At 57.0% G+C, this 19,227-nt stretch carries 19 protein-coding genes; 9 read left to right on the top strand and 10 right to left on the bottom strand.

What is annotated here, in order from left to right; genetic code table 11:
* Window positions 1-20: 20 nt before the first annotated feature.
* Window positions 21-773 carry a 30S ribosomal protein S2 gene (gene rpsB / locus QPL94_RS15440; RefSeq protein WP_285358576.1) on the bottom strand — a complete coding sequence of 251 codons (753 nt, stop codon included), beginning with the start codon at window positions 771-773 and terminating at the stop codon, window positions 21-23.
* 285 nt (window positions 774-1,058) lie between these two features.
* Here rpsB and map point away from each other — a divergent pair, with 285 nt between their 5' ends.
* The 6 genes from map to dapE are packed head-to-tail and all read left to right on the top strand — an operon-like array spanning window position 1,059 to window position 8,184.
* On the top strand, window positions 1,059-1,829 hold the full coding sequence (gene map / locus QPL94_RS15435) for a type I methionyl aminopeptidase (protein ID WP_285358575.1): 771 nt from the start codon (window positions 1,059-1,061) through the stop codon (window positions 1,827-1,829).
* On the top strand, window positions 1,830-4,475 hold the full coding sequence (locus tag QPL94_RS15430) for a [protein-PII] uridylyltransferase (RefSeq protein ID WP_285358574.1): 2,646 nt from the start codon (window positions 1,830-1,832) through the stop codon (window positions 4,473-4,475).
* A complete protein-coding gene (dapC, locus tag QPL94_RS15425) occupies window positions 4,472-5,674 on the top strand; it encodes a succinyldiaminopimelate transaminase (protein WP_285358573.1) in 1,203 nt (400 codons plus the stop codon). Before QPL94_RS15430 ends, dapC begins: the two co-directional genes overlap by 4 nt.
* The gene (locus QPL94_RS15420) at window positions 5,671-6,015 is read left to right on the top strand and encodes an ArsC family reductase (RefSeq protein ID WP_285358572.1); all 345 of its coding nucleotides are present in this window, start codon (window positions 5,671-5,673) and stop codon (window positions 6,013-6,015) included. The genes dapC and QPL94_RS15420 overlap by 4 nt, the downstream gene beginning before the upstream one ends.
* 17 nt (window positions 6,016-6,032) lie before the next feature.
* Window positions 6,033-7,061 carry a 2,3,4,5-tetrahydropyridine-2,6-dicarboxylate N-succinyltransferase gene (gene dapD / locus QPL94_RS15415; RefSeq protein WP_285358570.1) on the top strand — a complete coding sequence of 343 codons (1,029 nt, stop codon included), beginning with the start codon at window positions 6,033-6,035 and terminating at the stop codon, window positions 7,059-7,061.
* The gene (gene dapE / locus QPL94_RS15410) at window positions 7,048-8,184 is read left to right on the top strand and encodes a succinyl-diaminopimelate desuccinylase (protein ID WP_285358568.1); all 1,137 of its coding nucleotides are present in this window, start codon (window positions 7,048-7,050) and stop codon (window positions 8,182-8,184) included. Before dapD ends, dapE begins: the two co-directional genes overlap by 14 nt.
* A gap of 20 nt (window positions 8,185-8,204) precedes the next feature.
* On the opposite strand, the gene QPL94_RS15405 is transcribed toward dapE, so the two are convergent.
* The gene (locus QPL94_RS15405) at window positions 8,205-8,423 is read right to left on the bottom strand and encodes a SlyX family protein (protein WP_137437802.1); all 219 of its coding nucleotides are present in this window, start codon (window positions 8,421-8,423) and stop codon (window positions 8,205-8,207) included.
* Window positions 8,424-8,609: 186 nt separating this feature from the next.
* Between QPL94_RS15405 and QPL94_RS15400 the strand changes: the two genes are divergently transcribed.
* Window positions 8,610-9,194 carry a cold-shock protein gene (locus QPL94_RS15400; protein WP_285358566.1) on the top strand — a complete coding sequence of 195 codons (585 nt, stop codon included), beginning with the start codon at window positions 8,610-8,612 and terminating at the stop codon, window positions 9,192-9,194.
* A gap of 60 nt (window positions 9,195-9,254) precedes the next feature.
* On the opposite strand, the gene QPL94_RS15395 is transcribed toward QPL94_RS15400, so the two are convergent.
* The 4 genes from QPL94_RS15395 to QPL94_RS15380 form a co-directional block, all read right to left on the bottom strand.
* On the bottom strand, window positions 9,255-9,632 hold the full coding sequence (locus tag QPL94_RS15395; protein WP_285358564.1) for a hypothetical protein: 378 nt from the start codon (window positions 9,630-9,632) through the stop codon (window positions 9,255-9,257).
* Window positions 9,604-11,013, bottom strand: coding sequence for a Clp protease N-terminal domain-containing protein (locus tag QPL94_RS15390; protein WP_285358562.1), 1,410 nt, complete (start codon window positions 11,011-11,013; stop codon window positions 9,604-9,606). The genes QPL94_RS15395 and QPL94_RS15390 overlap by 29 nt, the downstream gene beginning before the upstream one ends.
* Before the next feature lie 54 nt (window positions 11,014-11,067).
* Window positions 11,068-12,474: a mannose-1-phosphate guanylyltransferase/mannose-6-phosphate isomerase gene (locus QPL94_RS15385; protein WP_285358560.1), complete on the bottom strand. Its 1,407-nt coding sequence runs from the start codon at window positions 12,472-12,474 to the stop codon at window positions 11,068-11,070.
* Between the two features lie 98 nt (window positions 12,475-12,572).
* Window positions 12,573-13,013 carry a VOC family protein gene (locus QPL94_RS15380; protein ID WP_285358559.1) on the bottom strand — a complete coding sequence of 147 codons (441 nt, stop codon included), beginning with the start codon at window positions 13,011-13,013 and terminating at the stop codon, window positions 12,573-12,575.
* Between the two features lie 31 nt (window positions 13,014-13,044).
* Here QPL94_RS15380 and QPL94_RS15375 point away from each other — a divergent pair, with 31 nt between their 5' ends.
* Window positions 13,045-13,953, top strand: coding sequence for a DUF1853 family protein (locus QPL94_RS15375; protein ID WP_285358558.1), 909 nt, complete (start codon window positions 13,045-13,047; stop codon window positions 13,951-13,953).
* On the opposite strand, the gene QPL94_RS15370 is transcribed toward QPL94_RS15375, so the two are convergent.
* A complete protein-coding gene (locus tag QPL94_RS15370) occupies window positions 13,950-15,011 on the bottom strand; it encodes a GGDEF domain-containing protein (protein WP_285358557.1) in 1,062 nt (353 codons plus the stop codon). The two genes, QPL94_RS15375 and QPL94_RS15370, sit on opposite strands and share 4 nt — an antisense overlap.
* A 240-nt stretch (window positions 15,012-15,251) precedes the next feature.
* On the opposite strand from QPL94_RS15370, the gene QPL94_RS15365 reads away from it, so the two are divergent.
* Entirely contained in the window at window positions 15,252-16,097 is an 846-nt protein-coding gene (locus QPL94_RS15365; RefSeq protein ID WP_285358556.1) for a substrate-binding periplasmic protein, read from the top strand.
* A 28-nt stretch (window positions 16,098-16,125) separates the two neighbouring features.
* On the opposite strand, the gene QPL94_RS15360 is transcribed toward QPL94_RS15365, so the two are convergent.
* The 3 genes from QPL94_RS15360 to QPL94_RS15350 are packed head-to-tail and all read right to left on the bottom strand — an operon-like array spanning window position 16,126 to window position 19,227.
* The gene (locus QPL94_RS15360) at window positions 16,126-17,901 is read right to left on the bottom strand and encodes a T6SS phospholipase effector Tle1-like catalytic domain-containing protein (protein WP_285358554.1); all 1,776 of its coding nucleotides are present in this window, start codon (window positions 17,899-17,901) and stop codon (window positions 16,126-16,128) included.
* Window positions 17,879-18,379 carry a DUF3304 domain-containing protein gene (locus QPL94_RS15355; protein WP_285358553.1) on the bottom strand — a complete coding sequence of 167 codons (501 nt, stop codon included), beginning with the start codon at window positions 18,377-18,379 and terminating at the stop codon, window positions 17,879-17,881. Before QPL94_RS15355 ends, QPL94_RS15360 begins: the two co-directional genes overlap by 23 nt.
* Window positions 18,376-19,227, bottom strand: a complete 852-nt coding sequence (locus QPL94_RS15350) for a DUF4123 domain-containing protein (RefSeq protein ID WP_285358551.1) — start codon at window positions 19,225-19,227, stop codon at window positions 18,376-18,378. Before QPL94_RS15350 ends, QPL94_RS15355 begins: the two co-directional genes overlap by 4 nt.

Genomic DNA, 19,227 nt, shown 5'->3' with positions numbered 1-19,227 from the left:
ACCCATTTGCGAAGAAGGTATTACTCCGCGGCGGGAGCAGCGCCTTCCGCGCCTTCGCTGACTTCTACAAACTCGTCAGCGCCGGCAGCACCTGCCTGGGATGCTTCAAGGCAGGTATCAGCAACGGCCTGCACGTAAATCTGGATCGCGCGGATGGCATCGTCGTTGCCCGGGATCACGTAATCAACGCCGTCCGGGTCGCTGTTGGTATCAACAACACCAATAACAGGAATGCCCAGCTTGTTGGCTTCCTTGATGGCGATACGCTCGTGGTCCACGTCGATAACGAACATGGCGTCCGGCAGGCCGCCCATATCCTTGATACCACCGATAGAGCGCTCAAGGCGGTCCATTTCGCGGGTGCGATCAAGGGCTTCTTTCTTGGTCAGCTTGTCGAAGGTACCGTCCTGGCTCTGCGCTTCCAGGTCGCGGTAGCGACGAATCGACTGGCGGATGGTCTTGTAGTTGGTCAGCATGCCGCCGAGCCAGCGATGGTTCACGTAAGGCTGGTTGGAGCGCAGTGCTTCTTCCTTGATGATCTTGGCCGCTGCACGCTTGGTGCCAACGAACAGGATCTTGTTCTTGCTGTTTGCGAGGTTATGAACGAAGTTCAACGCATCGTTCATCGCAGGAACAGTCTGCTCAAGGTTGATGATGTGAATCTTGTTACGGGCGCCGAAGATGAACTTCGACATTTTCGGGTTCCAGTAACGGGTCTGGTGACCGAAGTGAGCGCCTGCCTTCAGCAGGTCACGCATATTTACCTGAGCCATGATATTTACCTTTTTAGCTTCGGGTTAGTCCTCCACACGTCCGATTGACCCAACCTGAACCCGTTGCTTTTTATGTGAGCAACAGAAGCAGGCACCCTGGGACAACGTGCCGACGTGTGTGCGAATTTGCCGGATTTGTTTCCAGCGGGCGCGTTTATACCATAAATCGGCCGCCTGATTCCATTAATTTGTGGCTCGGGTAATGGGTCGGCGACCGGCTCTTCCTTGTACCGGGCCACACTCCCCCTTAAAATGCCTGTTTGATCCAAATCAACGGGAAACCCAATGCAGGTATCAATCAAGACTCCGGAAGAAATCGAAAAGATGCGTGTCGCCGGCCGCCTGGCGTCTGAAGTTCTCGAAATGATCGGGGAACACGTCAAGCCCGGCGTCACCACCGAGGAACTGGACAACATCTGCCACGACTATATGGTAAACGAGCAGAAAACCATTCCTGCACCGCTGAATTACAAGGGTTTCCCGAAATCAGTGTGCACGTCGGTGAACCACGTGGTCTGTCACGGCATCCCTTCCGAAAAGAAGGTGTTAAAGGAAGGCGACATCCTCAATATTGATGTCACCGTCATCAAGGATGGCTGGCACGGCGATACCAGCAAGATGTTTATTGTCGGCAAGCCCAAGCCGGGCACCGAGCGCCTGATCCAGATTACCCAGGAATGCCTATATAAAGGTATTGAACTGGTGAAACCGGGCACCCGGCTCGGGGACATCGGCCACGTTATCCAGCAGCATGCCGAAAAACATCGGTATTCCGTGGTGCGGGACTACTGCGGCCACGGCATTGGCCAGGTCTTCCATGAAGACCCTCAGGTAATGCACTACGGTAAGCCGGGAACCGGTATGGAGCTGCAGGAAGGCATGACCTTTACTATCGAACCGATGATCAATCAGGGCAAGTACCACACCAAGCTGTTACCGGATGGCTGGACGGTGGTCACCAAGGATCACAAACTCTCGGCGCAATGGGAGCACACCATACTGGTCACCGCAGACGGCCACGAGGTACTGACCAAACGTACGGAAGAGTCGTTCTAGGTGGACTTCAGCGAACTTGAAGCCAGGATCAGCAATGATGCCTCGCCCGTGCGGGCAGCCCGGGAGCTGCTGAAGGAACGCTACAACGCAGATGCGGAAGCGTTCCGGCAGGGAGCCGATGTTCGTGCCCTGGTGCATTCCAGGTCCGGCACCCTGGACACCGTGCTGGCTTTGATCTGGAACCGTTATGCCTTTGCCTCCTCCCCGGACATTTCCCTGATCGCCGTCGGCGGCTATGGCCGGGGCGAGCTCCACCCCCATTCCGATATCGATCTGCTGATTCTGACCCGCAACGGTATAGAAGAAGGCTGGCAGGAAGACCTGGGCGCCTTCGTGACCCTGCTGTGGGATCTGAAGCTGGACATTGGCCATAGCGTTCGCAGCATCGAAGAGAGCCTGAGCGCCGCCCGGGAAGATGTCACCATCCTGACCAACCTGCTGGAAACCCGCACCATTGCCGGGCCGGATGAACTGCGTAACGAGCTCAGCCAACAGGTGTATTCCGACGCCATAAGCTCCGACCGCGACTATTTCATCGCCAAACGGGAAGAGCAGAAACGCCGGCACGCGAAGTACGGAGACACGGAGTACAACCTGGAGCCAAATGTGAAAGGCTCTCCCGGGGCCCTGCGGGACATACAGACCATCGGCTGGATTACCAAGCGGCACTTCGGCCTGCAGAACATCGCCGATCTGACCCGCTTCAGCATACTGACCGAGGAAGAACACCAGATTCTGCTTCAGGGTGAAACCTTCCTGTGGCGTCTGCGTTATGGCCTGCAACTGATCGCCGACCGCAATGAAAACCGCCTGCTGTTTGATCATCAACGCGCCCTTGCCGAGATGCTGGGTTACCGGGATGAAGGCAAACGGCTTGGCGTCGAGCTGATGATGCAGTCCTATTACCGCACGGTACTGGCGCTGGCCGAACTGGCGGATGTGATCCTGCAGTACTACGACGAGGCCATTCTGGGTTCCGGCAGCGATGACGACATACTGCCCCTGAACAAACGCTTCCAGATTCGCAATTACTATATTGAGGCGGTCAACAACCAGGTTTTCGCCTACGCCCCCTACGCCATTATGGAAATCTTCGTGCTGATGGCCCAGCATCCGGAGATCAAGGGCATTCGGGCAACCACGATCCGTTCCCTGCGGGCACACCGCCACCTGATTGACGACGCCTTCCGCTCGGACCTGGCGGTCACTTCCCTGTTCATGGAACTGCTGCGAACCCCGCACGCCCTCGACCAGACCCTGTCTGCGATGAAGAAATACAATGTGCTGGGCCGCTACCTGCCGGAATTTGGCCAGATTATCGGCCAGATGCAGCACGACCTGTTCCACATCTACACAGTCGACGCCCACACCATGCGGGTGATTCGCAACATGGTGCGGCTGGACAGTGCCGAAGCACGCAATGATTACCCCCTGGCGTCCCGGCTTATTCACCGGTTGCCGAAGCTGGAAACACTGTATATCGCCGGCCTCTACCACGACGTGGCCAAGGGCCGGGGCGGCGACCATTCAGAATTGGGCGCCATCGACGTGGAGGACTTCTGCCAACGCCATCATCTCAGTGAGCGGGACACCCAACTGGCGTCCTGGCTGGTGGAAAACCACCTGCTGATGTCCATGACAGCCCAGCGCAAGGACATCTCCGACCCTGACATCATTCACGGCTTTGCACAGTCTGTGCCCAGCCAGATTCACCTGGACTACCTCTATGTGTTGACGGTGTGCGACATCAGTGCCACCAACCCGAAACTCTGGAATACCTGGCGGGCGTCGCTGCTGCGTCAACTCTATATCGAGACCAAACGGGCACTGCGGCGCGGCTCGGAAACGCCGGTGGACCGTCAGGAATGGGTGCGGGCCACCCAATCGGAGGCACGGGAGATTCTCCACGCCCAGAATATGACCGACGAGCAGATCGACAACATCTGGGACACCCTGGACGAAGACTACTTCCTGCAGGATTCCACGGTGGATATCGCCTGGCAGACCGCCGCTATTATCCGCCACGGCGACGACCCGGACCCGCTGGTGCTGATCCGCGATACCCGTGGCGGACCCACCGACGGCTATTCCCAGATCATCATCTACATGAGCGATCGCATCGACCTGTTTGCCGCCACCACTGCGGTGCTGGAGCAGCTGAACCTGAACATCGTGGATGCCCGCATCAGTTCCAGCGAAGGCCCCTTCTCCATCAGCTCCTACATTGTGCTGGACGAGAAAGGCAAGCCGCTGGGCATCGACCCGGCCCGGAAGGACCGTGTGCGCAGGCGCCTGATCGAGGAACTGGACGACCCTGAGGATTACCCGGATATCATCCACCGGCGCACCCCCAGGCAACTCAAACACTTTGCCTTCCCTACCGAGGTGACCTTCTCCAGCGACACCGTCAACCAGCGCACGGTGGTGGAAGTGGTCACCCCGGACCGCCCGGGCTTGCTGGCACGGGTCGGGCAGGTGCTGCTGGAGCATCGCGTGCGGCTGACCAACGCCAAGATAGCCACCCTCGGCGAACGGGTAGAAGACGTATTTTTTGTAACCGACGAGCATGGCGAGCAGATCAGTGATCCTGCTGCCTGCCAGGCTCTGCAGCAGGATCTTTGCCAAATGCTGGACGACACCCAATGAACCCGGACCTGGACAGACTACACCCCTACCCCTTCGAGAAGCTGAGCAAACTGAAGGCCGGCATCCGTGTTCCGCAAGACCTGAGCCCGATTTCATTAGGGATCGGCGAGCCCAAGCACCCCTCCCCGGAATTCGTGAAACAGGTGATTGCGGATAACCTGGACAAGCTTGCCAATTACCCCACCACCAAAGGCACCGATGAACTGCGCCAGGCCATCGCACGCTGGGCCACCCGGCGCTTTGAACTGGCACCGGAAACACTGACGCCGGAGCACCACATCGTTCCGGTCAATGGCACCCGGGAGGGCATTTTCTCGCTGGTTCAGTCGGTAGTGGATTCGACCCGGCCCGCCACCGTGGTCAGCCCCAATCCGTTCTACCAGGTCTACGAAGGCGCCGCGTTCCTTGCCGGAGCAACGCCCCATTATCTGGCCTGCGATGCCAGCAACAAATTCATACCGGATTTTGAGCAGGTGCCGGATTCAGTATGGAAAGATTGTCAGGTCCTGTTCCTGTGCTCGCCGGGCAACCCCAGTGGCTCGGTGATTCCCCGGGAAACCCTGGCACGGGTGATCGGGCTGGCAGACAGGCATGACTTTATTGTCGCGTCTGATGAGTGCTACTCCGAGCTTTACCCCGATGAAAGCCGGCCACCGGAAGGGCTGCTGCAGACCTGCGCCGCCATCGGCCGCAACGACTTTGCACGCTGCATCGTGTTCCACAGCCTGTCCAAACGCAGCAACCTACCGGGCCTGCGCTCCGGTTTCGTGGCCGGCGATGCAGATATCTTGAAGGGTTATCTCAAGTATCGCACCTACCACGGCTGCGCCATGCCCATACACAACCAGTTGGCGAGTATTGCCGCCTGGAACGATGAAGATCATGTGCGGGAAAACCGGGCCGCCTACCGCGCCAAATTCGAAGCCGTGGTGCCCATCCTGCGGGAAGTGATGGGCGTGGACTTCCCCGATGCCGGTTTCTACCTCTGGCCGCAGACCCCGATGGACGACGAAACCTTCGCACGGGAACTGTCCGCACAGCAGAACGTCCACGTGTTGCCGGGCCGCTACCTGTCCCGCACGGTGGATGGCCACAATCCGGGTGAGAACCGGGTACGCATGGCCCTGGTAGCCCCGATCGAGGAATGCGTCGAAGCCGCAAAACGCATTGTGACATTTGTTAAGGCAAACAAGGCATGAAGCTCTACGGCATCAGGAACTGCGACACCGTCAAGAAAGCCCGCAAATGGCTGGATGACGCTGGTATCGACTACGAATTCCATGACTTCAAGAAGGATGGCCTGGATGCCGACCGGCTCAGCCAATGGGAGCAATCAGCCGGCTGGGAAGTGCTGCTGAACCGCCGCGGCACCACCTGGCGCAAACTTCCGGACGAGGTTCGTGATAATATTAGCGCCCAATCCGCCCATCGCCTGATGCTCGACAACCCGTCCATCATCAAACGGCCCGTGGTTGAGCACGGCAACACAGTTAGCGTCGGCTTTAACGCCGGTGAATGGGCCGAACGATTCAAACACTGAGAACCAGGAGCACATCAATGAGTTTTGCATTCGGAATTGGTATCGGCACCCAGAACAAAAAGGGCGAGTGGCTGGAAGTGTTTTACCAGCAGCCGGTCATCACCCCCGATAACGGCCTCATCGAAGTGGTTCAGAACGTACTTGAATACCACGGCGGCAACCAGGCGGTATCGGTAACACCAGAGCAGCTTAAGTCACTCTCGGCCGCCCTGCGCCAGCTTGGCCAGATGGAGCAGGCAACCCTGGCGGGCAAAGCCGCCGAGAGCCGCCGCCCGGTTGTGGTTACCCTGCTGGAGACCGACGACACCGCCTCCAGCACTCCGGAGGTCTATCTCAAGCTGCACCTGATCTCCAGCCGCCAGGCCAGACCTCACGAACTGAAGCTGGACGGCATCTTCGGATTGCTGCCTAACCTGGCATGGACCAGCGAGGGCGCCATTGACCTGAACGAACTGCCGGACCGCCAGCTCAATGCGCGGATTGAAGGCCGCACCCTGGAAGTGAAGTCCGTGGACAAGTTCCCGCAGATGACCGACTACGTGGTGCCGAAGGGCGTACGCATCGCCGATACCGCCCGCGTTCGCCTCGGCGCCTATGTGGGCGAAGGCACCACCGTAATGCACGAAGGCTTTATCAACTTCAATGCCGGTACTGAAGGCACCAGCATGATTGAAGGCCGCATCTCTGCCGGCGTAATGATCGGCAAGGGCTCCGACCTGGGCGGCGGCTGTTCCACCATGGGCACCCTTTCCGGTGGCGGCAACATCATCATTTCCGTTGGTGAAAACTGCCTGATCGGCGCCAACGCCGGTATTGGAATCCCGCTGGGGGACCGCTGCAAGGTGGAAGCCGGTCTGTACATCACCGCCGGCACGAAGGTGGCGCTGCTGGATGACAACAACGACCTGGTTGAGGTGATCAAGGCACGGGACCTGGCCAACAAGCCGGACCTGCTGTTCCGCCGTAACAGCCAGACCGGCGCGGTTGAATGCAAAACCAACAAGACCGCCATTGAGCTGAACGAAGAGCTGCATGCAAACAACTAATTCCCCCACTCTTGACCTCGCCATTGACCTGATCCGTCGGCCGTCCGTTACTCCGGACGACGCCGGCTGCCAGGAGCTGATGATGTCGCGGCTTTCCGCTCTCGGCTTCAAGGGAGAGGCCCTGCGCTTCGGCGAGACCGATAACCTCTGGGCCCGCAAGGGTTCGGAGGGCCCGCTGCTGGCGTTTGCCGGCCACACGGACGTTGTCCCCACCGGCCCGGAGAAGAACTGGCGGCATCCGCCGTTCGATGCGGTGATTGACGATGGTTACCTCCATGGGCGGGGCGCTGCGGACATGAAAGGCAGCCTGGCGGCGTTTGTGACTGCCTGCGAGCGTTTCGTAGACAAGTATCCGGACCATCGGGGCTCTATCGCCCTGCTGGTCACCAGCGACGAGGAAGGCCCCGCGCAGGACGGCACCGTAAAAGTGGTGCAAACCCTGGAGGCCAGGAACGAGAAGATCGACTGGTGCCTGATTGGTGAGCCATCCAGCACCCGTGAGGTGGGGGATGTTATCAAGAACGGCCGCCGGGGTTCGCTCCATGGCTACCTGACGGTGCACGGCACCCAGGGCCACGTGGCCTACCCGCATCTGGCGGAGAACCCGGTGCATACCGTTGCCCCGGCGCTGGATGCCCTGGCGAACGAATTCTGGGATAACGGCAATGACTTCTTCCCGCCCACCACCTTCCAGATCACCAAAATCGAGGCCGGTACCGGCAGCAACATCATCCCCGGTGAATGCCTGGTGCACTTCAATTTCCGCTATTGCACGGAAAACACGGCTGAAAGCCTGGAAGAGCGGGTGGTTGCGGTACTGGACCGCCACCAACTGACCTACGACCTGCAATGGCACCTGAGTGGCCGCCCGTTCCTCACGGACCGGGGCGCACTGGTGTCGGCGGCGCAAAATGCCATCCGTACCGTCACCGGCCGGGAAACCGAGCTGTCCACCTCCGGCGGCACCTCGGACGGGCGCTTTATCGCACCGACGGGTGCACAGGTTCTGGAGCTCGGCCCCATCAACGCCACCATCCACAAGGTGAATGAGTGCGTGAAGGCGGCGGACCTGGATACGTTGTCAGAGATCTACGAGCAGGTTCTTGTAGAGCTGCTTGCCTGATCAGATCAGTAATGGGCAAATCAGTAATGGGGAGGGGGCGTTTCGTCCTCCTCCGTTCTGATATTTGAGGACGACACTTCTTTCAGCTGTGTATTCAGTTGCTTCTTCGCTTCCCAGAGTTCCCGGATGTCCAGTTCCTGACGGGCTACCTGCTCGCTCAGGGTATGGATGACGTCGTCCTGGAATGCCAGCCGCGTTTCCAGTTCGTCCAGCCTGGCTTGTAGATCTTTATCGCTCATGTGCTCATGCCGCTTGGTCAGCGCTCCCTGTTATCTGGTATCATGCCGCTTTTGCCCGCCGGGGGATTTCCAAGGCATTTTTGATGCCTCACAAAATCCTGGCGGTTTTCACCGACCGGAAACCCGATTTTACCCGATATCCGGTTCTTTATCGTTAGCGTTTGATTAATGGAGAAACTTCAGTCCATGCAAAACCCAGCAAAAGCGATCGTTCTTGCTCTCCTGGTCGCCATTCCGTCACCGTTTATCCTCGGCTTTCTGTTGGTGACTTTCACCCCGGAACTCTTCCAGATTCTGTCACAGACAGGCACTAGCGAGGATGCAACCAGTACCACATTTGTATTGGGCAGCCCTCAGGGCATTGCAGCCTATATTATTGCTGTTGTTCTTTTCGGCCTGGCGGGATTCCTGACAGTGGCCCTGGCCGCCAAAAAGCCGTCAGCCGTAAAACAGCAGGCCTCCGGCGCCAGTGCAGCACCGCGTCAAGCCGCACCGCGCAAGCAAGCCCAGCCTGAATACGACGACGAGGATGATGATTTCGACGACACGACCCCCGAAGGCGACGAAGAGGGTACTGTGAAGTGGTTCAACGTCAAGAAAGGCTTTGGTTTTATCGTTCGCGACAGCGGCGATGAGGTTTTCGTGCACTTCCGTGCGATTCGTGGCCGCGGCCGCCGGGTTCTGCGCCAGGGCCAGCTGGTCCGGTTCAGCGTGGTGGAAGCGGACAAGGGCCTTCAGGCAGATAACGTGTCTATCCTGAGCGACGACTGATTTCCGAAGGCTCTATGCGTCGAAAAAGGGGTAGCCATTGGCTACCCCTTTTTTGTTTCATCAGTTCCAGACCGCCAGCTGTTCACCCCGCTGGTCCAGCCGCCACCAGCGCTCCTCCTCTACTGGCTCCCCTTCCTTCCAGTCACCAGGGCTGCAGCGAATTTCGGTGTCCATGGCTCGCCATGCACTGCGGGCACAGTCCAGGTCTGACGCCCAGGGAAGGTCCTCCCCTTCCAGAATCACTGACGTATACCGCTTGCCGCCAGCTCCCGGATACAGACTGACCCGCACGCTATTTCCCCTGTACCAGGCCCCACCCTTCACTGCCCGGTCACCCAGCGAATCATCTGCAAGCTCAATTTCATCAAGATGGTTGGCTAGCCAGTCCGATACTGCTGATGACTCCAGGTCACGAATATAGATCTCGAGATCCCGCACCCTCTGTTTCTCCCGCCGGTTGGTCACAATGGACAACATAGTGAACCGGGCCGAGACGCGCTGCAACCCACCGCTCCAGTTCATGGCGAAGGTCTTCCACTTTCAATGTCCGAAGCGTTCCCTCCGCCTCGCGCTCATGCCACGCCACTTCCGCCGCTGCCCGCTCAATGGCAACGCTTTCAAGGGACCGTTCCAGACCTTCCAGCGGCTGCTGCCGCGCCATTGCCACCAGGGCCTGGCGCCTGAGCGTATCCGTTGTTCCCGCCAATGCCAGGCTTTCAACGGAGCCGCGATCGGCAAACAGCTTCAGCCTGGCAGCAGCCCGTTCAACCCACTGGAGCATACCACCCGGACTACCCACCAGCCGGCTCCTGCTCGACGCCGCATAATGGATAAGTGTCGGGGATAATTCGATGTTCCAGTGCCGCTCAATGGCCGGCTGATGGGCGGTAAGAATGGCCGTTTTCTGCCCCGGGCTGGTGACGGGCATGTCGAAAACATCAAAATCCCGTCCCAGGGAGCGCTCCAGCTGCTCAATGGCTTCGCCAACCCGTGGTGAGTCCGGTCCCAGCATGATGACGGGGCCCGGGTAGCCGGTTACCAAGCCTCTGGCCAGACCGTGCTCCGATGACATCATGGCCGCCAGATCAACCGGGGAAATGTTGTCCAGAATCAGAGCCGGACAGCCTCTTCGATCTCGGCCATTGGCCGGCAGAGCCGGGCTGTCGCTGGCCATCACTTCCGCCTCGTTACGAAGATCGAGCCTGACAAATCCGGACTCCAGAAATGGCAGCAACGCCTGCAACCAGCTGGTTTTTCCGCTGCCCCTTGCGCCCCGGACCCAGACCAGAGCCCCGGGCACCGAAGCCAGGGTAATCGCCACATCTTCAGCCAACGCCAGCCATTCAAGGTCGGTGATGACCACCGGTGCATCTCCGGGAACGGTTGTATCGTCAACCTCGCACAGGCTTTCATCGGTTGCCGGCCAACGGCTCACCAGTTCCAGCACGGCAACATAGGCTTTTTCCTGCAACCGTTCGGCATTGCGTGTCAGTACCGATAACAGCATTGGCCAGTCCAGCCAGGGGGCATCGCTCAGTTCACGGGCAGTCGAAAACCAGTACATGAGTTGCGAGGACAGCAGGCCCTCGCCTCCCACCTCGGTGACAATGGGTTGTTCACACTGGATGGTGCGGGTCAGTTCATCAAGGTCGACGCCACAACCACGGAGGAAATCGCAGATGATGGGCTCGCCATCCAGCAGCGCCAGCAGGAAATCCTCTACGGTGATGGCATAGCCACCGCGTTGGGCGACGTTGTCCCGTGCCCGTTGCAGTGCAGTTTGACAGAGGGGGCTCAGGCATCCTTGCCAGTCATCCATTCACTTCTCCTTGTGTTCGTCGATGGCATCTTCCAGATGCCGATGCCGATGCGCTCAGACCCGGTTGTAGGTGTCCTCGAAACGTACGATGTCGTCCTCACCGAGGTAGCTGCCGGTCTGCACTTCAATCAGTTCCAGGGGAATCACGCCCGGATTGGTCAGCCGATGGGTGACGCCCAACGGAATATAGGTGGACTGGTCTTCGGTCAGCAGCAACACATCGTCACCACGATTGACCGTTGCCGTTCCCTTGACCACCACCCAGTGCTCGGCACGGTGGTGGTGCTTCTGCAATGACAGCGACGCGCCGGGCTTGACGGTAATGCGTTTGACCTGGAAGCGCTCGCCCATGGCAATGCCCTCATAGGTGCCCCAGGGACGATGTACCTTCTTATGGAACCGGTGTTCATGGCGGCCCTGGGCCTTGACCTGGGCAACCAGCTTTTTGACATCCTGAACCCGGTTACGGTCTGCCACCAGCACCACATCATCGGTTTCAACGATGACATGATCGGTGATGCCCAGCGCAGCAATCAGGCGGCCTTCAGAGTGGATATAGGAACCGGAAACGTCTTCGGTGATGACATCGCCACGGCACACGTTGTTGTTCTCATCGTGGGGCTGGATGTCCCAGAGCGCAGACCAGGAGCCGACATCTGACCAGCCGGCGTCCAGAGGAACCACCACGGCATCCCGGGTTTTTTCCATCACTGCGTAGTCAATCGAGTCGTCCGGGCAGGTTTTGAAAGCCTCGCTTCCCACCCGGGTGAAATCCATGTCGGCATTGCGCTCTTTCCAGGCAGCGCGGCAGGCTTTGAGCATTCCGGGTTGCTGGCTTTCCAGCTCCTGCAGGTAACGGTCGGCCCGGAACAGGAACATACCGCTGTTCCAGAAATAGTCGCCCTCTTCCAGGTACCGGCGAGCCGTTTGTTCGTCCGGCTTTTCCACAAAGGCAACGACATCGTTGAAGCCTTCGTGGGCCTGGCCTGCCTTGATATAACCGTAACCGGTGTGCGGTGCGCTGGGCACAATGCCGAAAGTGACCAGTTTTCCCGCCCGGGCCGCTTCTGCGCCCTGGCTGACGGCCTGGCGAAAGACGGCCTGGTTCTTCAGCACGTGATCCGAGGGCATGACCAGCAGTAATTCCTCGGGATTCTCCTCGGCCGCCGCCAGGGCCGCCAGGGCGATTGCCGGGGCGGTGTTTCGGCCTACCGGCTCCAGGATGATACCGGCAGTGCGATCCGGCGCCTGGGACTGCAGGTGGGCGGCTACAACGAATCGATGTTCCTCGTTGGTGATCGCCATTACCCTGGCTTTCTCATCGAGAGCCAGCCCACGGTCAATGGTTTCCGCCAACAGGGTTTCATCAGACACCACCGGCAGGAACTGCTTGGGATAGGCTTCACGGGAAAGCGGCCATAAGCGGGTGCCGGAACCACCAGAAAGAATCACTGCAAGCATGGGTCGTCCTTGTCTTGAATTTGCGCGAATTTTACCCCAAAGGCCGCCGGGTTGTCCCGCCAGCGGCGATTAAACCGGTTTCACTTTGGGTACCACCGTTACCATGTGCCGGTATTCTCCATGCTTGCCCAGGGCTCCTTCGGAGGCAGGGCTTCACCTTTCTGGAGCAGTTCGATGGAAATGCCGTCCGGTGAGCGGATAAAGGCCATGTGGCCGTCGCGGGGTGGCCGGTTAATGGTTACACCATTGGCCTGCAGGTGACTGCACAACCCGTAGATATCGTCCACCCGATAGGCCAGGTGCCCGAAATTGCGGCCACCGGTATATTCTTCCGGATCCCAGTTGTAGGTGAGTTCGATCATCGGGGCCTTGTCCTCTCTGGCCCTCGCTTCATCGTCCGCGGCTGCCAGGAACACCAGGGTAAAGCGGCCTTTTTCGCTGCTCTTACGGTTGATTTCGACCATGCCGAGCAAGTCGCAGAAAAAGTGCAGGGTCTCATCCAGGTTGCTCACCCGGATCATTGTGTGAAGATACTGCATATTGCTTCTCCTGTTGGGTTATCCTGCCACCATGAGCCAACGTCCTGAAACCACAGCCCATCTTCAATACCGGGTTCCAGCCGTGCGCCATCTGGCGTGGATGTGTCATGCCCCCCAGCTTATCAGCTCTCCCATGGGATTTGTTCCGGAAAAATACCTGCCGGAAGATATCGAGGAACGGCTGAGGGCCTGGGACAACGCCCCCCATAGCGGCCCCGCCGTGCTGACCGAGCAACCTGCCCGGCGCCTTGGCCATTACTTCGAGCGGTTGTACCAATGCCTATTGGAAGACCTGCTTGGCTGGGAGATTCTGCTTAAAAACCAACCCGTCAGAAACAACGGCATCACCCTGGGAGAGCTGGATTTTTTAGTCCGCAATCCTGCCGATAACGCCATTGAACATCATGAAATCGCCGTGAAGTTCTACCTTGGCTATCGTGGCGACGGTCAGGAGACACCACTCTGGTACGGGCCCAATGCAAGGGATCGTCTGGATATCAAAACTCAGCGGCTGATCAGCCACCAGAGCCAGATGACGGAAAGGCCCGAAGCCCGAAACCTTCTCGAGTCACTGGGAATCGGGACGCCGGCACGGCCACGGATCTTCATGCCTGGCTATCTTTTTTATCCATTGGACAGAACACTGGCACCACCCACGGATGTCCCGGCAGACCACCTGAGAGGTGACTGGCTCTATATAGACGAACTGGACAAGATGGCAGATGACTCAAAGCGATGGGTTCCTCTGATCAAGCCACACTGGCTGGGCCCCTGGCGTCAGAGGGAGGCCCCCGACTACCAGGAAACCGAAGAGGCACTGGGGGTTGTCCGTTCAGCCGGTATTCCCCGCCTGTTTGCCGTGCTGGAACCAGCACCGGCGGTCGGCTACTGGCAGGAAACATCGCGCATTTTCGTGGTGCCGGGCACCTGGCCAGCCTAAACCGTCTCCAGCTCTACCCGGTTACGGCCACGCTCCTTACTGAGATACAACGCGCGATCCGCCCTGCTGATGGCAGAATTCAGGTCATCGTCCCCGCGGAACTCGCTGACACCAGCGCTGATAGTGATACCGATCCGCTCCCCGTTGGGTGCTCGCCAGTCGTGGGTCATAAGCGCTTCCCGTACCCGCTCTGCGCTGGCCTGGGCGCTCTGTATTCCGGTGTCCGGAAGTACGGCCAGGAACTCTTCGCCACCCCAGCGGGCAATCAGGTCCTGGGTACGCAACTGTGCCTTGATAATACCGGCGACATCTTCCAGCACCCGGTCGCCGATTTCGTGGCCGTACTGATCATTGATCGCCTTGAAGTGGTCAATGTCGAGCACCAGAAACGCCACCGGATGACCGTTTCGTTGGAAACGGGCCAGTTCTTTCTCTACCAGATATGTCATATGCCGGCGATTAAAGAGGCCCGTTAACGAGTCCGTAGTCGCCATTCGCCGCAACTTCCTGTTTGCCGCGGTCACCATGGTGAGGTAGAAAAAAGACAGGTAACTGAACATGGCGAACACCACGCTCAGATTGAACAGGTAAACGCCAAGCAGGGCACCAGGCGCAATGGGTTGAAGGGGCTCAATAAACCACATCAAAAGGTGAAGCGCGACGTAATAGCTCCACAGCCCGGCCAACGCAACCACCGCTGCGCGCAATCGCATACTGACGAACAGGGCGGGAATGAACATCAACAGGTAATAATGAAACCCACTCTCCCAGCCGATGAGCACAATGCCAAGCCCGGCGTGGATAATGACTTCCGCCCAGATCAGGCTGATGGCCAGGCCATTCTGTTGTCTGCCCAGCGCCCGGTAAGCCACCACATACATGGCAACGCTGACCACATTCACCCAGGCCAGGATGGGGGAACCCAGAAGATGGAAAAGAAAGAAAAATGCCACATCAACCGAGGCAGCAATCTGACAGCAGCGCTTGGCAACCTGCCAGAATTGCGGGCGACGCTCCCTGATGGGCTCTCTGGCAGACGTGGGCCTGGCCTGACTCATATGAATGGCAACTTCCGGAATAATTACCAACAGATTACGCCGAAAACCACAATTCCGCTTACCGCAAACGTAAAAAACTGAAAATCTTTACAGGCAGCAGGCGAATGCGGACGTATTGGAGGACGGAGTGAAACACCTGAGAGGGAGCAGTCGCTGAAGCCCGCGAATGCTTATCAGTTGTAAAGAATGGCGCGCCTGCTAACCTTGGGACACCTATTGCCCCCCGTTCCGGAAAAAAAGATGTCTCTGCAAGGACCGCACAATCACAAACGGTTGGTGAATCGCCTCCCCAGGGTGTTGCTCGGCATGGCCATAGCCTGCACGCTGACGCTGAACCTTCACGCCGATGAAACAGCGCCTGGCGTCAGACTCACCTCCGGGCACTGGCCCCCGTACATGGAATACACCCCGCCCTACTTTGGGGTGATCTCACACATAGTGTCCCTCGCCTTCGCCAAACACGACACGTCCGTAACCTACGGTTTCTTTCCCTGGTCCCGCGCTCTCATGCTGGCCAAGAAAGGTCTCTGGGACGGTTCCGTCGCCTGGACCTGCCGCCCGGAAATGCTCAGGCATTTTCTTTTCAGCGACCCCATCGTGGCCCACAACTATGTACTGTTTCACCGCGCAAGCATGGACTTTGACTGGGACCAGGTGGAAGACCTGGAAAGCTATCGCATAGGCCTGACCCAAGATTACAACTACGGTGAAACATTCGAAGAAGCGGTTGCCGCTGGCACCATCAATGCGGAAAAGACCACATCCGACATAGCCAACTTCCGCAAACTGGCCGCAGGCCGCATCGACCTGTTTCCTATGGAGCCAGCGGTCGGCATGGAAATGCTGCAAGAATTAAAGCTGGAGAACAAAATCACCTTCCATTCCACCCCGCTGCAATCAGACTACCTTTACCTGATCCTGTCCCGACGGGTGCCTGAGAGTGAGCAGTATCTGAAGGCGTTTAACGATGGTTTGAGCACGCTTCGGGAATCCGGCCGACTGGAGGAGTTGATTGACTCTTCGCTGCCAGATTTTCCGGTTCGGTATCTGGTTGTTGAGGATGAGGATTCGCAGTGTCGGGAATAGAAAAGGAGCCGGGCTACTCGGCGCTCAACTAAGCGGGCACTTCAAGTCCCCTTACAGTGAAATACCGATAGCCATGAAATAGGCTTGTTTGTTGGTGTGAGCGAAAATCCATTCTTTCTGGCACCATATCGTGCATACCGTGACTAAACAGGAGCATCACAGCGTCTGGCACATCATTTGGTCGATTTTTCCCAGCTACCCAATCCTTCCAGCGATACGCCATTAGGCATTCGTTGTGCAGTACCAATCGAGCATGCCTCGAGACAGACGGGCTTGTGGATTCAAATCTACGGATCAAATCCGTTGCTTCTTCATCAACCTGGTTAAGCCAGCCCCACGCCTCATCCAACGCTTCTATTGCTGCGTCCAATCTATCACGCTCTTGTTTTACCGCATGCCAATGATCTTCGTCAGAATCCGTCAACGCAGCAACAAGGCCACTAACCCGACTCTGCACCCACCCAGGCAATTCCTCCTGGGAGCCTTCAAGAACACTCTTCGCATGGCGGTACTCAGCAAAACGTTGGGACTGCCAGTACAGGTACAGCATGATATGTGCTCGGAATGCTGCTTCCCTCGGATACCGATGCTCTCTCATGAAACGCTCATAGTGCCGAACCAATCCGAACATCGTATGTGGACCTACGACATGACGGAACTCGAATTGTTGAGCAATTCCACGATCAGCTTGGGCAAGATCATCCATATGGGGAATTGGAACCCCCGCTCGATAGGCGGAGTTGTACATGCGATGTAAAGCTACCGTGGAAAGCTCAGAGCTCGGCTTCTGATCGCCATCTTCCAGGCCGCCACCAACATCAGGACTGATCCCGGGGAAGAGTTCTTCACGCCAATTGTCATTCAATGCTCCCAAGGTCCGTGAACGACGATAAAAGCGGCGCTCATGAGCAGCCACCAGATGGAGTGCTTTCACTACAGCCGGGTGCAAATCGCCTCCGTCATCGAGCACCGGCGTCAATGGGTGCATCCAATCAAGGGGCCCCATTTGAGGATGGGTCCGATCAACGCAATCAAAGAATCCCGCAAACTCAACAACAACTTCGACACCGTTATATAAAAATTTCCCATTCGACTGGGTACAGACGTCTTCCAAAAGGTTCCGGATAAATCGTTTACCGATAGCTGCGCCAAAATCGAATCCGAACACTGACACTTTGATAAGGCGTAATGGTGCCCCTCCAACTGATGCGACTTCTTCTACCTTATTGCGAAATGATTGCTCTGCCATATCAAGCCGGGTAGGCGCACCTGACATCAATAGATGGGCGGCAAAAGAGTTGTCGCGTATTGGCTCGAAGACTTCAGCACCAGCACGAATCGCACCATCGCGAATTTCTTTGACCCAGCCTTTCCAGTCTGTAAACGAATTTTTAAAGGTTTTTGAAAAAGTTTCGTACCAGGGGCTACTGCCTTTGCTAGCTAGCGTGTCCTTGCCGGCCTCGACTCCAGACCCTCGCGACTGCTCCTCAACTCCAGCAGCAATCTCCTCAGGGCTGCGTTGAGCACTTCCCCCTAGGCCAGAGGCAAGGGATGCATTCAACTCAGTGCCCAGTCCGGAAAAATAGAATCGATCAAAATGCTGCAAACTGCTAGACGCATCTGGGCTGCGAAATACTGTCCATAACGTCGCTATGTTGCTGCGAGCGTCGCCGTACTGTGTTCCATTAAGCTCGCACGCTATCCCATCAAAAAAGAATCCCAGATTGAGCTCGGAACCGCATGCTGTTTCATTAGAAACTCTTAGAATTCGCTGACAGGTGTCAACCGCTTTTCCCGATAACATTATCTTGTGCTTCCTTGCCTCTGATTACCTGTAACTCAGACTGCCTCGTTTCGCTCCAAACCAGCCGAACTTCATTATCTGGGTAAATATGAACATGGAGATAGAAGTCGTCATCACGGCGATCCGGGATAAGAACTTCCTTTTCCCTATCCTCGCCCCTCACCCCAGAGTCGTATTGATTTTGCGTGACACTCAGCCTCCATCGAACATCAACCTTTTCCTTGTTTAACTCAGCGCAGCATATGACCCCACTTCCAGTTGAATATCCATTAAACGCTGGTGAGTTCCCAACCCATATGTCATCCAAGACGGCCTCAGAAATAGGTCGCTCTGTATGATTGTGCAACACAAAAGCGGTTTCTTCGGAAGGAAAAACATAGTTCCATGCAACCGGACTAAACAGGGCCAAAACGATCGCCACCTGAAGCCAAACAGGCAGTGGATCCAGAATCTTGTTCATTAACCAGCGGCCAATCATTGATTTCCCTGCTCTGTATAACTTTCAAGTAACTCGACTAATGGTTTCTGCATACTAACTGCGCGCTTTGCCAGCTCTGCAATTTCATCAGGCGACTCGGCTCCATTACCAGTTGCCATCTCTAGGTACACATAAATTTTTCGATCATCGGCTGCCATCACACCGAGTTCGTCAGCCTTGGCAAGATAATCCCTTACCTTTTGCCGTTTCACTGAGCCATTCAACCCCTCAAACACCTCGGGTGCATCCTTGGTAAGGCAGCTAATGAGTACATCTACCTCTGGGTTTCCGACCAATTCAGACCACAAATTTTCATCCACCTCTAGTATCCATTCGTCAGAATTGCCAGATTTCGTAGTCAGAGGAGACTCAAAGGCCATTCGGAATTTTCCACTCTCCGATCTCCAATGCCATGATTCCAAGTTGGCGAAAAGCTCATCGAACCAGGAGTGTTCCACTTGGTTTTTCAGTATCTCGATAATCTCCGGGCAGTAAAACCTGAGCAAACGCACTTCTTGCGTCGGAGAGATGCAACACATTGCCGGAGCTAACTGGCGACTAAGCTGTTCCCCCTCAGAGTAAGCGGCCACCCAAGCCTGACTGGCATCAGCCAAGGAACTGATATCAGCCTGTTCACATCGATCTAAATCAACCTGAATCAACCAAGGCCCCTCGCTAACCAAATGAAGCTGTGAGTCGTCATTTACGAGAGGCCACATCTGTCCTGCCACCTGATCTAGAGTTACAGCACGCTCGGTCGGCTTGATGAAGCCAAGTTCTACAATCATGAACAAATTCAGTTTCTCATCTGTGCTATCAAACCACTCTCTGGGCACACACTCAATCAT

The organism is Marinobacter sp. SS13-12 (genome assembly GCF_030227115.1).
Lineage (GTDB): Bacteria > Pseudomonadota > Gammaproteobacteria > Pseudomonadales > Oleiphilaceae > Marinobacter.
This window is presented reverse-complemented; position numbering and strand designations above follow the sequence as displayed.